The organism is Pigmentibacter ruber, from assembly GCF_009792895.1.
Classification (GTDB): domain Bacteria; phylum Bdellovibrionota_B; class Oligoflexia; order Silvanigrellales; family Silvanigrellaceae; genus Silvanigrella; species Silvanigrella rubra.
On record NZ_WSSC01000001.1, the window covers coordinates 1,386,014 to 1,399,183 of the forward strand.

Annotated in this window: 11 protein-coding genes; 6 read left to right on the forward strand and 5 right to left on the reverse strand. The window is 30.6% G+C overall.

The window, feature by feature from the left end; all coding sequences use genetic code 11:
- The first annotated feature begins 64 nt into the window (after positions 1–64).
- On the forward strand, positions 65–2,005 hold the full coding sequence (locus tag GOY08_RS05745) for a S41 family peptidase (protein ID WP_158997908.1): 1,941 nt from the start codon (positions 65–67) through the stop codon (positions 2,003–2,005).
- Positions 2,006–2,479: 474 nt separating this feature from the next.
- Here GOY08_RS05745 and GOY08_RS05750 read toward each other — a convergent pair whose 3' ends face one another.
- From GOY08_RS05750 to GOY08_RS05765, 4 genes are all read right to left on the reverse strand, one after another.
- Positions 2,480–4,423, reverse strand: coding sequence for a hypothetical protein (locus GOY08_RS05750; RefSeq protein WP_158997909.1), 1,944 nt, complete (start codon positions 4,421–4,423; stop codon positions 2,480–2,482).
- A gap of 311 nt (positions 4,424–4,734) precedes the next feature.
- Positions 4,735–6,573: a hypothetical protein gene (locus GOY08_RS05755; RefSeq protein WP_158997910.1), complete on the reverse strand. Its 1,839-nt coding sequence runs from the start codon at positions 6,571–6,573 to the stop codon at positions 4,735–4,737.
- Positions 6,574–6,852: 279 nt separating this feature from the next.
- Positions 6,853–7,344 carry a chemotaxis protein CheW gene (locus GOY08_RS05760; protein ID WP_158997911.1) on the reverse strand — a complete coding sequence of 164 codons (492 nt, stop codon included), beginning with the start codon at positions 7,342–7,344 and terminating at the stop codon, positions 6,853–6,855.
- Between the two features lie 12 nt (positions 7,345–7,356).
- Positions 7,357–7,602, reverse strand: coding sequence for a hypothetical protein (locus tag GOY08_RS05765; RefSeq protein ID WP_158997912.1), 246 nt, complete (start codon positions 7,600–7,602; stop codon positions 7,357–7,359).
- Positions 7,603–8,065: 463 nt separating this feature from the next.
- On the opposite strand from GOY08_RS05765, the gene GOY08_RS05770 reads away from it, so the two are divergent.
- Positions 8,066–9,445, forward strand: a complete 1,380-nt coding sequence (locus GOY08_RS05770; RefSeq protein ID WP_158997913.1) for an ethanolamine ammonia-lyase subunit EutB — start codon at positions 8,066–8,068, stop codon at positions 9,443–9,445.
- 8 nt (positions 9,446–9,453) lie between these two features.
- The gene (eutC, locus tag GOY08_RS05775; protein ID WP_158997914.1) at positions 9,454–10,248 is read left to right on the forward strand and encodes an ethanolamine ammonia-lyase subunit EutC; all 795 of its coding nucleotides are present in this window, start codon (positions 9,454–9,456) and stop codon (positions 10,246–10,248) included.
- Positions 10,249–10,253: 5 nt separating this feature from the next.
- Here eutC and GOY08_RS05780 read toward each other — a convergent pair whose 3' ends face one another.
- Entirely contained in the window at positions 10,254–10,838 is a 585-nt protein-coding gene (locus GOY08_RS05780) for an ATP-dependent Clp protease proteolytic subunit (RefSeq protein WP_158997915.1), read from the reverse strand.
- Positions 10,839–10,922: 84 nt separating this feature from the next.
- On the opposite strand from GOY08_RS05780, the gene acpS reads away from it, so the two are divergent.
- From acpS to GOY08_RS05795, 3 genes are all read left to right on the forward strand, one after another.
- Complete coding sequence (acpS, locus tag GOY08_RS05785; RefSeq protein ID WP_158997916.1) at positions 10,923–11,312, forward strand: holo-ACP synthase; 390 nt, start codon at positions 10,923–10,925, stop codon at positions 11,310–11,312.
- A gap of 168 nt (positions 11,313–11,480) precedes the next feature.
- Positions 11,481–12,137, forward strand: a complete 657-nt coding sequence (locus GOY08_RS05790; RefSeq protein ID WP_158997917.1) for a hypothetical protein — start codon at positions 11,481–11,483, stop codon at positions 12,135–12,137.
- Between the two features lie 24 nt (positions 12,138–12,161).
- On the forward strand, positions 12,162–13,166 hold the full coding sequence (locus tag GOY08_RS05795; protein ID WP_158997918.1) for a trypsin-like serine protease: 1,005 nt from the start codon (positions 12,162–12,164) through the stop codon (positions 13,164–13,166).
- The last annotated feature ends 4 nt before the right edge of the window (positions 13,167–13,170 follow it).

Genomic DNA, 13,170 nt, shown 5'->3' on the forward strand with positions numbered 1-13,170 from the left:
AAACATAATAATATTAAAATTTTTAGATAATCTTACTTAAGATAATTTATATAAAGGAGAAGTCATGGGTCTAAAAAAGCGCTCTATATATTTGAAATATAAAATATTAATTATTATCTTTTTTACATTCTTAACAAATTGTGGGAAATTACAAAGAAATGAAAACTATAATCCAAGTTTTATTGCTGAAAATAAAGAATCTTCCTCCAAAATTGAAAGTAGTGCCTTAAAATGGACTTTACCTGAATTATCTATTGCAGAAAAAGAAACAATCATTGACTCTGTTAAAACTATTTTTAATGATCTTTATGTTCATAGATTACAAAAAATTACAGATTATCAATTTGATTCTTTAAAAGAAGCAAATCAATTAAATATAAATATGAGTTCAGAGGAATTACTAAGAAAAACAATGTTCATTTTTATGAATATACGTGATCTCCATACCGATTTTGAATATCCCTTACCAGCTAAATGCTTAATAGGTGGATTTCCATTGAATGTTAATTTATCATATGATTTTAATGGATTAAATGAAAAATTAATTATCTCAGAAAAATTAACAGACAATCCCAAATTTGAAAATGAAATGGATAATTTAAATTATAATGATCTTAAGCTAAATGATGAAATTTTAACAATTTCTAATTTAGGAATTGAAGGATTTACAGCTGAAGAGATTTCAGTTAAAGATGCTATCAATGAATTAGGAAAATATATGCGGGGTGCAAATGAAGATGCTTTTAAAACACGAGCTGTTCAAAGTTTTTTTTCAAGAAATGGTGCTTTTATGAAAACACCCGAAGGAAGATTTACAATAAAAGTTCAAAAAACTGATGGCACGATAAAAAAATATTCATTTCCTTGGATTACAAAAAAGTCTAGATTAGATATTTGCAATGAGAATAAAAGCAATGATTATAACAATAACTCATATTTTTTTAAATTAAAAAAATCGAATAAACATGAAACAATAAGTAATTACTATAAAAACATAAAGAAAAAATCAAATGATAATGTAACATTAAAAATTGTTAAGAAAAATGATAAAAAATATGGATTAATTCGTATAGAAATGTTTATTCCGAGTGCAAATTTCGATGAAAATGATTATTTATCTGTAAGAAATAAAATATTTAAAGAAGTTAATATTATTCGAAATTTTATTTCTAAAAATAAAGATATTCTTTCAGGAATAATATTTGATGTTAGAGATAATGGAGGAGGATTTGGAGTTTATCCTATTTTATTAGCAAATATTTTTACACATCAATTTGTTACAAATATGAAAGTATTTCCTTTAGTTTCACCAACAAACAGAGATACTTTTTATAATTTAGAAATGTCTAGATATTTTTCTAGATTAGGTACTAATGACGAATTATCTGAACCAATTTTAAATACAGTAATAGATATGGACTTTTTAATTAATGACAAATTTAAAAAGGAATTAGTAAACAAAAGATTGCTTTTACTTGAACCAGGAAATCGCTTTGATGGAGATGAAAATGATGCACTTCCACAAAATTTTTCAAAAGATGAGACTGAAATATTAGAACCAATTTATACTGAAAAACCAGTAGCAGTTCTTACTAATAGCAATTGTTATTCATCTTGTGATGATTTTGCTGCTTTATTCAAAGATTATAAAATAGCTAGAATTTTTGGAGAAACACGCCATACAGGAGGAGGTGGAGCTAATGTTATAGATTGGAAAGAATTTTTAACTCCCGTAATTATTGATAGTGATGGAACAAAATCCTCAATAATTCCAAATGCAAAATCTTTACCAAAGGGTATTGAACTACGTTTTGCTTGGAATAAAGTAAAACGATTAAATACTAGTAAAGATGAACAATATATTGAAGGTAATGGAGTTATTTCTGATTATATTTATAAGCCTACAAGTTACGACATTTTGAATAATGGTGAAAATATTTTGAATAAAATAATGGATGATATGGGTAATGAAAAAAATCCTAAAAAATTCTATCTCAATAGATAACTTTTTTTAATGAAATTTTTTCTTACAAAGTTCCTAAAGAGCTAAAATTTTTTGTAACATATTATTTTAGCCCTTTAGGATGATTTATACTTTTATTTTATATTTTCAGATTTAATAAAAATCTAATATTATTTGCAATTTTTTCAATATATTAATAATTCATTATTGCGCTAACTAGCAAAATTATATTAGTTAAGTTATTTAATAACAAATAATATTATTTGTCTAAATTAAAATGTTATATCAATCTAAGAAGAATGGATGAGGAAATACGTAGAAAGAGAAGTCGATATCCGCCTTCGATATTTATAAATTATTGCTTTGAAAGGCTGTTAATTAATTTTATAGTTAATATTACCTTATAAAAAAAGCACATATCAATTATAATTTTATTTTCCTATATTTATTTAAATTAAAAAAAGGAGACTTTGATTTCTCAAAATCTCCTAAATAAATTATTGTTACTTTGGAAAATTATCTTCTAGCAAGGGTTTCTACAACTTCTTCATCAAAGGATGAAAAACTTTCAGCATCCCAACTTCCAGAAACAGTTTGAATTCCACTTTTAGCTTTTGCAGCAACTTTAGCGGCAGCTTCTTTTGCAAGAGCTCCTTGACTTTCTACAACACTTTCAGCAACTGAAGTTCCTTTTCTAAAAGCATTTTTTGCTTTTGCTAATAATGAAGTATTTTCATTTGCAGCTGGTGTTTCAGCAGTTTCTACTGGAGTCACTTTTGCTGGGAATATTTTATTTTTAATATTTGCAAAAAACCCTTTGATTTTTTGTAATAAAGTAGGAGCTGCTACAATAGCTCCAGCTGATACCAATGTTGGAACTATAGATGGTTTTTTAGAAGAATCTGCTTGTGCTGCAGGTTGATTTTGGGAAGAAGAACCAGGAGCTGCATCAGGTTTGCCGTTTGCAGAAGAACCAGGTTTTACATCAGATTGACTGTTTGCAGCTGGTGCAGCAGGAGCTTCAACTTGAGATTGGATTGGTAAAGTAGCAACAGCAACACTGGCACCAATTAATGCACCTTGAATAGAATCTAAGTCAGATCCTAGGTACTCATCATCTTTAGATGGGTATTCACCAAGCTTTAATTCAGAAGCTTCAGTTCCTGCTTTAGGAGCTTTAGGAGCATCTGGTTTTGCTGGAGCAACAGGGTTAGCTGCTATAACAGAAGAAACTGTTGGAGCAGATTTTGCTTCTGGAGCAGAAGCTGCCTGTGCAGCTGCCACAACTGGTGTTGCAACTACTGGTTTAGCATATTTACCAGCAACGATATCAGCACATTCCTTACCTTCAACGTCACACTTGATTACTGCACCAATTGTTACGCCTTTTGCTGTTTTTCTTCCAATGGATCCTACATAAATAGATTTTCCATCTTTAGATAAAGCTACGCTTGAACCAAATTTATCATTTTTCTCAAACGCTAATCCACCAGTTACTTTAGAAGTTCCACCAATGAAATCTGCACAGTTTCCACCATCGATATCACATCTGATTAATCCACCAATGTCATATGTTGAAGGCTTTAACGCACTTTGATCTCTACCTGGAACACCAATATATAAATATTTGCTATCTCCAGTCATGCTTTCTGCAAAGTTGTCATTTGTAATTAATGATACTAATGAAGAAGAAAGATTTAATGGTAAACAGTTGCTTCCATCTGCTTCACATTTAGTTACTTTACCTAATCCACCTTGCGCACCAACAAATAAATTCTTTTCATTTGCAAATATACTTGCACCTAAACCATAAGTTCCAAGTAATGATGTATTTGCTAAAACTTGTGTTGAGGAATTTGTACTTTCTCCACCTAAAGATACTGCACAGTTTGTTCCGTCTAATTCACATTTTATCAATGCACCTTTAATTTTTTTATCGTCACCTTTTCTTTCAGGAGCTCCAATATAAAGATTTTTTGCTGTTGCAAACATGCTTTTACCTAAATATTGTTTTGCTTGATATAAATCAGTGATTTCTAATGCAGATCCATTTTTACCAGAAAGGTCAAATTTATAAACTGCACCAGATCCGCTTTGTTTATTTGCTGCACTTACAAATATATTATTTGCAGTAACAACTATGCTAGATCCAAACTTATCACCTTCTTGTAACTTTAAACTTTTAGCTGATGCTACTGACGCTTCGTCATCTCCACCTAAAAATGTTTTACAAGAACTTCCATCTGGATTACATATTAAAACTGCACCTTTGCCTTTAAAAGCATTTGGCGCACCAACTAATAAATAATCTTGTGTTGTAGGCTTTGTTTCAGCCTGTGGTTTTGATGCTTGCACATCACTAGATTGACTTGCACTCTCACCTGAAGAAGACTTTTTACATCCTACTGCAGCAAAAGCGATTGATGTCAACGCTAAAGAAACTTTATAAAATGTAGACATAGCACACTGACCTTTCCTATTATGGGTGTGTTATAAAATATTTTAAAGAAATAATATTCATTAAAATACCAAATATATTTAGCAAAAAATTGATATCATAATCATTAAAATTTCATTAATACGATTATTTATGTAATTATTTATTCTTTATTTATAAAGGTTTTAAGTTTATTTTTTCAGGATATAAAAAATGTAACTCAAATAATGTAACATATTTTTTTATTTTTCCTCTTTTTTTAATACAAAAAAGAAGGTTTTGAATTATTCAAAACCTTCAGTAAAGTTTGTTACTTTATATTAGCTTACTATACTTACAGAGCTGCTAAAGCTAGTGGAGCCACTTTTTCTCCAACACCTAATGCTGTCTTAGCGAATGCTAAAATCTTAGGTCCTGCAACTTTCGCAAAACTCACGATTGAGCTACCAATCTTCCCAAAGAAAGTTCCTACTTTTGCAAAAGCAGCTTTGATAGAATCAGTAATCCCTTTTTTCGCTAATACCGGTCCTGCAACCAATGCTCCACCAGTAATTAATGTTGGAACAATAGATGGTTTCTTAGAAGAATCTGCTTGTGCAGTTGCTTGGCTGCTGCTTGAAGAAGCAGGAGTTGTAGCTGGTTGAGTTGCAGAAGAGCTTGGAGCTGCTTCAGGTTTTGCTTCTGAAGAAGCTGGAGCCGCTTCAGCTTTTGTTTCTGAAGAAGCAGCAGGAGCTTCAACTTGAGATTGGATTGGTAAAGTAGCAACAGCAACACTGGCACCAATTAATGCACCTTGAATAGAATCTAAGTCAGATCCTAGGTACTCATCATCTTTAGATGGGTATTCACCAAGCTTTAATTCAGAAGCTTCAGTTCCTGCTTTAGGAGCTTTAGGAGCATCTGGTTTTGCTGGAGCAACAGGGTTAGCTGCTATAACAGAAGAAACTGTTGGAGCAGATTTTGCTTCTGGAGCAGAAGCTGCCTGTGCAGCTGCCACAACTGGTGTTGCAACTACTGGTTTAGCATATTTACCAGCAACGATATCAGCACATTCCTTACCTTCAACGTCACACTTGATTACTGCACCAATTGTTACGCCTTTTGCTGTTTTTCTTCCAATGGATCCTACATAAATAGATTTTCCATCTTTAGATAAAGCTACGCTTGAACCAAATTTATCATTTTTCTCAAACGCTAATCCACCAGTTACTTTAGAAGTTCCACCAATGAAATCTGCACAGTTTCCACCATCGATATCACATCTGATTAATCCACCAATGTCATATGTTGAAGGCTTTAACGCACTTTGATCTCTACCTGGAACACCAATATATAAATATTTGCTATCTCCAGTCATGCTTTCTGCAAAGTTGTCATTTGTAATTAATGATACTAATGAAGAAGAAAGATTTAATGGTAAACAGTTGCTTCCATCTGCTTCACATTTAGTTACTTTACCTAATCCACCTTGCGCACCAACAAATAAATTCTTTTCATTTGCAAATATACTTGCACCTAAACCATAAGTTCCAAGTAATGATGTATTTGCTAAAACTTGTGTTGAGGAATTTGTACTTTCTCCACCTAAAGATACTGCACAGTTTGTTCCGTCTAATTCACATTTTATCAATGCACCTTTAATTTTTTTATCGTCACCTTTTCTTTCAGGAGCTCCAATATAAAGATTTTTTGCTGTTGCAAACATGCTTTTACCTAAATATTGTTTTGCTTGATATAAATCAGTGATTTCTAATGCAGATCCATTTTTACCAGAAAGGTCAAATTTATAAACTGCACCAGATCCGCTTTGTTTATTTGCTGCACTTACAAATATATTATTTGCAGTAACAACTATGCTAGATCCAAACTTATCACCTTCTTGTAACTTTAAACTTTTAGCTGATGCTACTGACGCTTCGTCATCTCCACCTAAAAATGTTTTACAAGAACTTCCATCTGGATTACATATTAAAACTGCACCTTTGCCTTTAAAAGCATTTGGCGCACCAACTAATAAATAATCTTGTGTTGTAGGCTTTGTTTCAGCCTGTGGTTTTGATGCTTGCACATCACTAGATTGACTTGCACTCTCACCTGAAGAAGACTTTTTACATCCTACTGCAGCAAAAGCGATTGATGTCAACGCTAAAGAAACTTTATAAAATGTAGACATAGCACACTGACCTTTCCTATTATGGGTGTGATACAAAAACGCTGAACAATTCAGCATTTTTTGTCTGTCTCATTTTTACAGCACTTTGGGTTGCAATCTCATTACAACGAAATTAATTGTCGAAATTTAATATCAAAGTTTCCCTTTATTTTAGATTATTTTAATGAATTATTTATTTATATAAAATTGTGACAAACTATAAATTAAGCATTATTATTCAATGTTATCAATGTGTTAAATTTTAAATTTTTTTCAATTTTTCTGTTAAGTTAGCTATAACTAAGTATGTGAGAAAGAAATATTTTGCACATTGAAAAAATCTTCTTTTGAAAAAGAATTTAAAATATCAATAATTATGAATATTTTTGAATCTACTTTTCCTAATCCTTTTATATAATTTAATTTATTACTTTCTATTACTTCCGGCATTTTAATTTGATTATTTTCTAAAGTAATAACATCATGAACAGCATCTATTGCAATTCCTATAAAACCAAGACTACATTCTATAATTATTACACATGTTTCTTTAGTGATTTGCAAAATTCCTAAACCAAATTTAACTCTTAAATCTACAACAGGAATTATTTTTCCCCTAAGATTAATTACACCAATAATAAATTCTGGTGTATTTGGAATTGTAACTACTTCAACCAATTGGTTAATTTCTCTAATGCTATCAATACCTATACAAAATAATTGAGTATTAAGTCTAAATGTTAAATACTGATTTTGTTCAATTTTTTTATCATTAAAGAATCCATAAGTCATATCAAAATCCTTTTAAAAGCCATCATTAATATCTAATTTATTAATTTTAACAGGTTTTTCCTTCTGATAGTTTTTTCTTTGTCCAAAAGGTATAATATCTTCATATCTTTGTTTATTAAATGCTGTATTTTTTGTACCAAAATTATTATAACTAAAATCTCTATTTATATTTAATTGATAATTTTCTGAATTTATATTTCTTTCAGATGAAAATTTATTTCCTATAATAACAGCTAATTCATTAACCATATTTTGCATTGCATCTGCTTGAGCTGATAATTGAATTGATGAAGCAGCAACTGCTTCTGAAGAGTTTGCATTATTATGTGTTGAAGCGTCTAATTTGTTCTATACCTTCTGCTTACTGTTGAGAAGCTGATGATATTTCATCATTAAGCTCTGAAATTTTTCTAATTGAAGTAATAATATTTTTTAACAAAATTCCGCTTTATTCAGCAATTTTGGCGCCTTGCTCTGATTTTTCAACAGATTTTTTTATTAAACTATTGATATCTTTTGCTGCAGTAGTTGTATTAGATTATTAAAATCATACACTATCAGTTCTACTTTTTAAAAAAAAAGTATAAAAGATTGTCGGTTGAAATAACTCTTACTTTAACACACTGATTAAATTTAAATATTATATTCTTGTGAGTTGAAATGTTAATTTTATTAATATATAAAATTTAAGAATAAAATAAAGTAATTAATAGGGTTAAATATGAAGTATACTACAGTTATTCAAAATAAAATTTATAATTTCAGTTCTCTTAAAGAAGTTATGGCAAAATCCTCACCTGAACGTTCTGGTGACCTATTAGCTCAAATAGCTGCTAATAGTTATGAAGAAAGAATGGCTGCTAAAATAGTTTTGGCAGGAGTTCCATTAAAGCAATTTTTAACAGAAGTTTTAATTCCTTATGAAGAAGACGAAGTAACAAGACTTATTATTGATAAACATGATAATTTAGCTTTTCAAAAAATTTCTCATTTAACTATTGGTGATTTTAGAGAATGGCTCCTTTCAGATGAAGCAGATTCAGACACGCTACTAAAAATATCCAAAGGCCTAACTCCTGAAATGGTTGCAGCAGTTAGTAAAATAATGCGCAATCAAGATTTAATTTTGGTAGCTAAAAAATGCAAAATTGTAACTCGATTTAGAAATACAATTGGTTTACCAGATACACTATCAGTACGCTTGCAACCCAATCATCCAACTGATGATTTAAAAGGAATTTCTGCTTCATTAATTGATGGATTATTTTATGGTTGTGGTGATGCGGTAATTGGAATTAATCCAGCAAGTGACAATATAGAACTTCTTTCAATGCTTAATAATTTATTAAATGATATTATTTTAAAATTTGAAATACCTACTCAATCTTGTATACTTACGCATATTACTAACACATTAAAAATGATAAATAACAATGTACCAGTTGATTTAGTTTTCCAATCGATTGCAGGAACTGAAAAAGCAAATGCTCAATTTGGAGTAAATCTTGCTCTTATAAAAGAAGCTCAAGATGCAGCATTATCTTTAAATAGAGGTAATGTTGGAAATAATGTGATGTACTTTGAAACAGGTCAAGGAAGTTGTTTATCATCTTATACCCATTATAATGTTGATCAACAAACTTGTGAAGCTCGTGCTTATGCTATTGCAAGAGAGTTTTCTCCTCTATTAATTAATACAGTAGTTGGTTTTATTGGACCAGAATATTTATATGATGGAAAACAAATAATTCGCGCAGGTCTTGAAGATCATTTTTGTGGAAAATTATTAGGTTTACCAATTGGTTGTGATATTTGTTATACAAATCATGCTGAAGCAGATCAAGATGATATGGATACTTTGTTAACTTTGCTTGGAACTGCGGGAGTTACATTCATTATGGGTATTCCGGGTGCAGATGACATTATGTTAAATTATCAAAGTACTTCTTTTCATGATTCTTTATATATTCGCCAATTATTAAATTTAAGAAGAGCTCCTGAGTTTGAAGAATGGTTGGTTAGAAATAATTTACTTGATAAAAATCTTAATAAAGTTATTCCTCCAATTCAAAATAATCCTATTTTATTAGAATATTGTTAGGAAAATTTATGACTCAAAATATCATTATTAAAAAAGATTCTTGGCAACATTTGAAAAACCATACACCTGCTAGAATTGCATTAGGGAGAGTTGGACAAAGTATTCCCACACAAGAAATATTGAATTTTGGTTTATCGCATGCACTTGCAAAAGATGCTATTTATACTGAATTAAATATTAATTTTATCTCCGAGCAATTAAACGAAAAAGGTGTTTCCTCTTTGGTACTTAAATCTATGGCTGAATCAAAAAAAGATTATTTAATGAATCCTAATTTAGGGAGAAGATTAAATGATAAAAGCAAAAAACTCCTTCAAGAGCAACCGTGGCATGAGAATTCAATTGCTTTGATTTTTGCCGATGGTCTTTCAGCTACTGCCGTTCACAACCACGCCATACCTCTTTTTCTAGAATTAAATTTTCTACTAAAAGATGATTCTAGATTTAACCTATCCCCTGTCCTATTAGCAAAACATGCTAGAGTTGCATTGTCCGATGAAGTTGGTGAAAAATTAAACTGTATTGCTAGCCTTATTTTTATTGGAGAAAGACCTGGGTTATCTTCTCCTGATAGTTTAGGTGTCTATATTACATGGAATCCTAAAATTGGAAGGTTGGAATCGGAAAGAAATTGTATTTCAAATATCCGGCATGAGGGCTTAAGTTATAAACTAGCTGCTTATAAAATTTTTTGGATTTTACAGAAAGCAAAAGAATTGAATGCTACAGGTGTTATTTTAAAAGACGAAAGCCCCTCTCATTTAGTACTAGATTCAGATTTGCAATCAATTAAACTTGCCTAAAATAATTACTTTACTTCGTTCCATGATGAAATAACTCTACTTATAAGACCGTATTCTAGGGCTTCCTGAGATGTCATCCAGTAATCGCGTTCAATATCTTTTCTTACTCTTTCAATAGGTTGCTTAGTTTCTTTGGTGTAAAGTTCAGCAATTTTTTCCCTTGTTTTTAAAATTTCTTTAGCATGAATTTCAATATCTGAGGCCTGTCCTTGGATACTCCCCCCAATCAACGGTTGGTGAATTAATAACCTTGAATTAGGCATGGAATATCTATACTTTGATTGAGCTGCCAGAAGGACAACAGTAGCTGCACTTGCGGCCAAGCCTGTAACAACTATTTTTACTTCTGGCCGAATAAAGCGAATGGTATCATAAATTCCAAAGCCAGAATTTACTTCACCTCCAGGGCTATTTAAGAAAAGCCAAATTTCCTTTGCAGGATCAGCTGCTTCCATGGCAAAAAGTTGTTCAATGATTTTTTTTGCTGACGCGGCATGAATTCCTTCAGAGAGAACAATAAGTCGTTGATCAAAAAGTTTTTTTTGAGTAGTCGTTTCAAGATTTGGATTTAACTCATCATGATTAGCCATTTATGCTCCTTCTCATTTCAATATTTGGAAATGATTTGCTAACAAGGATTATAAGTTAAATAAAACAGAGGAACAAGACAACTTATGAGCAAAAAAATACAGATTGGGACAGATATCGTTAGTGTCACTCGCTTTGCGAAATCTTTGGCTACTGGTAATTTTATAGAAAAAATATTTCATCTGAAAGAAATTGAATATTGCGATCAAAAAGCACTTTCTGGCCGCATAGCCTCTTACGCAGCTCGCTTTGCAGCTAAAGAAGCTTTTTCCAAAGCAGTAGGTACAGGTCTATTTGTACAAGGTATTTCTCCAAGACAAATTTGGATAGAAAATGAGTCGTCTGGCAGGCCTGTTCTATGCTTTTCAGAAAATATCTCTAAGTTCTTAATTGAAAAGGGTTTTTCTTCTGCCGATGTCTCTCTCAGTCACCATGAAGAATATGCCATTGCCACTGTTATTTTATATTCTTTATAAAATTTATCAATTAAATAAAAATATTACATAATTTATAAATTTATTGTTATATATTTCATATTTTTCAGCAAAATAACACCTTATTTTAAACAAAATATTTGACTTAAAAGATTTTGTATATTAATTGAAGTTTTTCTAACATTTTTTCTGTTCTTCTAAGGAAATACAATGAGTAAAAAGAAAATACTTCTATTAATAGCTTCCCTTTTTTTAACTAAACAATCATATGCTCAGAAAAACATAGATGTTTATGGGAGCTTAGGTTATACCTACTTAAATGGCTTTTCTTTTTCACAAGCCAACAAAGTAATGAACTCTTTCAGCGGTTTTAATATTGGTCTCTCTGGTCTTTATAACTTCAATCCAGAAGCTTCAATTTCTCCTGTGTTAGGTTTAAATTTAAATAGTGTTTTTAGTAAAAATTCAAATTCTGTAAACAATGAAAATGTTAAAGGTAGTTTTAACTATTTTACGACAAGTGCTTTGAGCGGTATTAAAATTAATTATTTTAATAATTTACCAATATATGCCTTAATAAATTTAGGATATTCTCCTTCAAATAACATTAGTTTTTCTGGCGATAATTCAAATGACTATACTACGAAAGCTTTAACAAGAGATAGTTTTAAAATAACTAACCATTACTTTTATGGTGCAACATTGATGAGTTCTTACAATGTTGCGGATAATTTTAGCTTAGGTGGAAGTCTTACTTACAACAGACACTCTATTGATTTAGAAATGCAAACTCCACCTGAAAGTACTACTGAACGCAGTGGATTTAATGAATATTCAGTAAATTTAATAGCTATGTTTACATTTTAATACCTGTTTAAGGACAAAATAAATATGAAAAAAATATTAAATCTTGCTTTAACTAGCGCATCTTTGTTAATTATTTCTTGTAAAGAACCCCCAAAAAATGCGGTTAAAAATTCGGAAGTTTGTGCTTCTCTACCAGATGAGTTTTCAACAAATAGAATAAGTAATGGTTGTGATGTAAATGCAAAAAACATTATAGGTAACAATTCAACTGTTTTTTTATTTTTAGGTTCTAGTGCTTGCACTGGAACTGTCGTTTCTTCTCACTTTGTTATTACAGCTTCACACTGTTTATTCCATGAAGTAAATGGATATAAGAAAAAAGAAGATATAAAAGTAATTTTTGGCAATAATGCATTCGATGTATTTAACGTAAAAATAGCAAACGTTAAAAACTATTACACAAATGATTATTATACAACAAAATCTTTCTATAATCCATCACTAGGTGACATTGCTCTTATAGAAACAGTAGAAGATCTGGTAAAAGATTTACAATTAACTCCAGCAAAAATTGCTGTAAATCCGCCTAAACCAAACCAATTAATTTTAAATGTAGGTTATGGGAGTACAGGAAGATATGATTCTAAATCTTACGGTTTAAAAAGATGGTCCGTTTCCACTTTAGGAAAAGTAGATATTTATGATCCTACCTCTAAATATAATTCAGTAAATAATTTCTTTAAGGACCAAGTGAACTTTGGGAATGTTTCAAATAAATTTAGCACAACTAAGCCTGAAGATACTCTAATCATTACTGATAGAATTACTGCTCAACAAGGTCAAACATGTTCTGGAGATTCTGGCGGCCCTGAATTTGTATCATTTAACGGCGAAGCTCTGTTACTTTCAGCAACTCAAGGCGCTTCTGGTTTTTGGTTAGGAAAAAAAGCTCATGAAATTCTTGTTAATGAAGAAGATGATTGCAATAAATTAAGTACTTCTATCAATACAAGAATTGCTCCGTATACCGATTGGTTAAATTCAAAAATGAGTGCCAGAGGTGAGAGTTTGGTTTTAGTGAATAATTAATTTA

Bases quoted from the DNA above. Each gene is read 5' to 3' on its own strand.
- GOY08_RS05755 (WP_158997910.1), bottom strand. From the start codon at position 6,573: ATGTCTACATTTTATAAAGTTTCTTTAGCGTTGACATCAATCGCTTTT.
- GOY08_RS05780 (WP_158997915.1), bottom strand. From the start codon at position 10,838: ATGGCTAATCATGATGAGTTAAATCCAAATCTTGAAACGACTACTCAA.
- GOY08_RS05765 (WP_158997912.1), bottom strand. From the start codon at position 7,602: ATGCAAAATATGGTTAATGAATTAGCTGTTATTATAGGAAATAAATTT.
- GOY08_RS05750 (WP_158997909.1), bottom strand. From the start codon at position 4,423: ATGTCTACATTTTATAAAGTTTCTTTAGCGTTGACATCAATCGCTTTT.
- GOY08_RS05770 (WP_158997913.1), top strand. From the start codon at position 8,066: ATGAAGTATACTACAGTTATTCAAAATAAAATTTATAATTTCAGTTCT.
- GOY08_RS05790 (WP_158997917.1), top strand. From the start codon at position 11,481: ATGAGTAAAAAGAAAATACTTCTATTAATAGCTTCCCTTTTTTTAACT.
- GOY08_RS05760 (WP_158997911.1), bottom strand. From the start codon at position 7,344: ATGACTTATGGATTCTTTAATGATAAAAAAATTGAACAAAATCAGTAT.
- eutC (WP_158997914.1), top strand. From the start codon at position 9,454: ATGACTCAAAATATCATTATTAAAAAAGATTCTTGGCAACATTTGAAA.
- acpS (WP_158997916.1), top strand. From the start codon at position 10,923: ATGAGCAAAAAAATACAGATTGGGACAGATATCGTTAGTGTCACTCGC.
- GOY08_RS05795 (WP_158997918.1), top strand. From the start codon at position 12,162: ATGAAAAAAATATTAAATCTTGCTTTAACTAGCGCATCTTTGTTAATT.
- GOY08_RS05745 (WP_158997908.1), top strand. From the start codon at position 65: ATGGGTCTAAAAAAGCGCTCTATATATTTGAAATATAAAATATTAATT.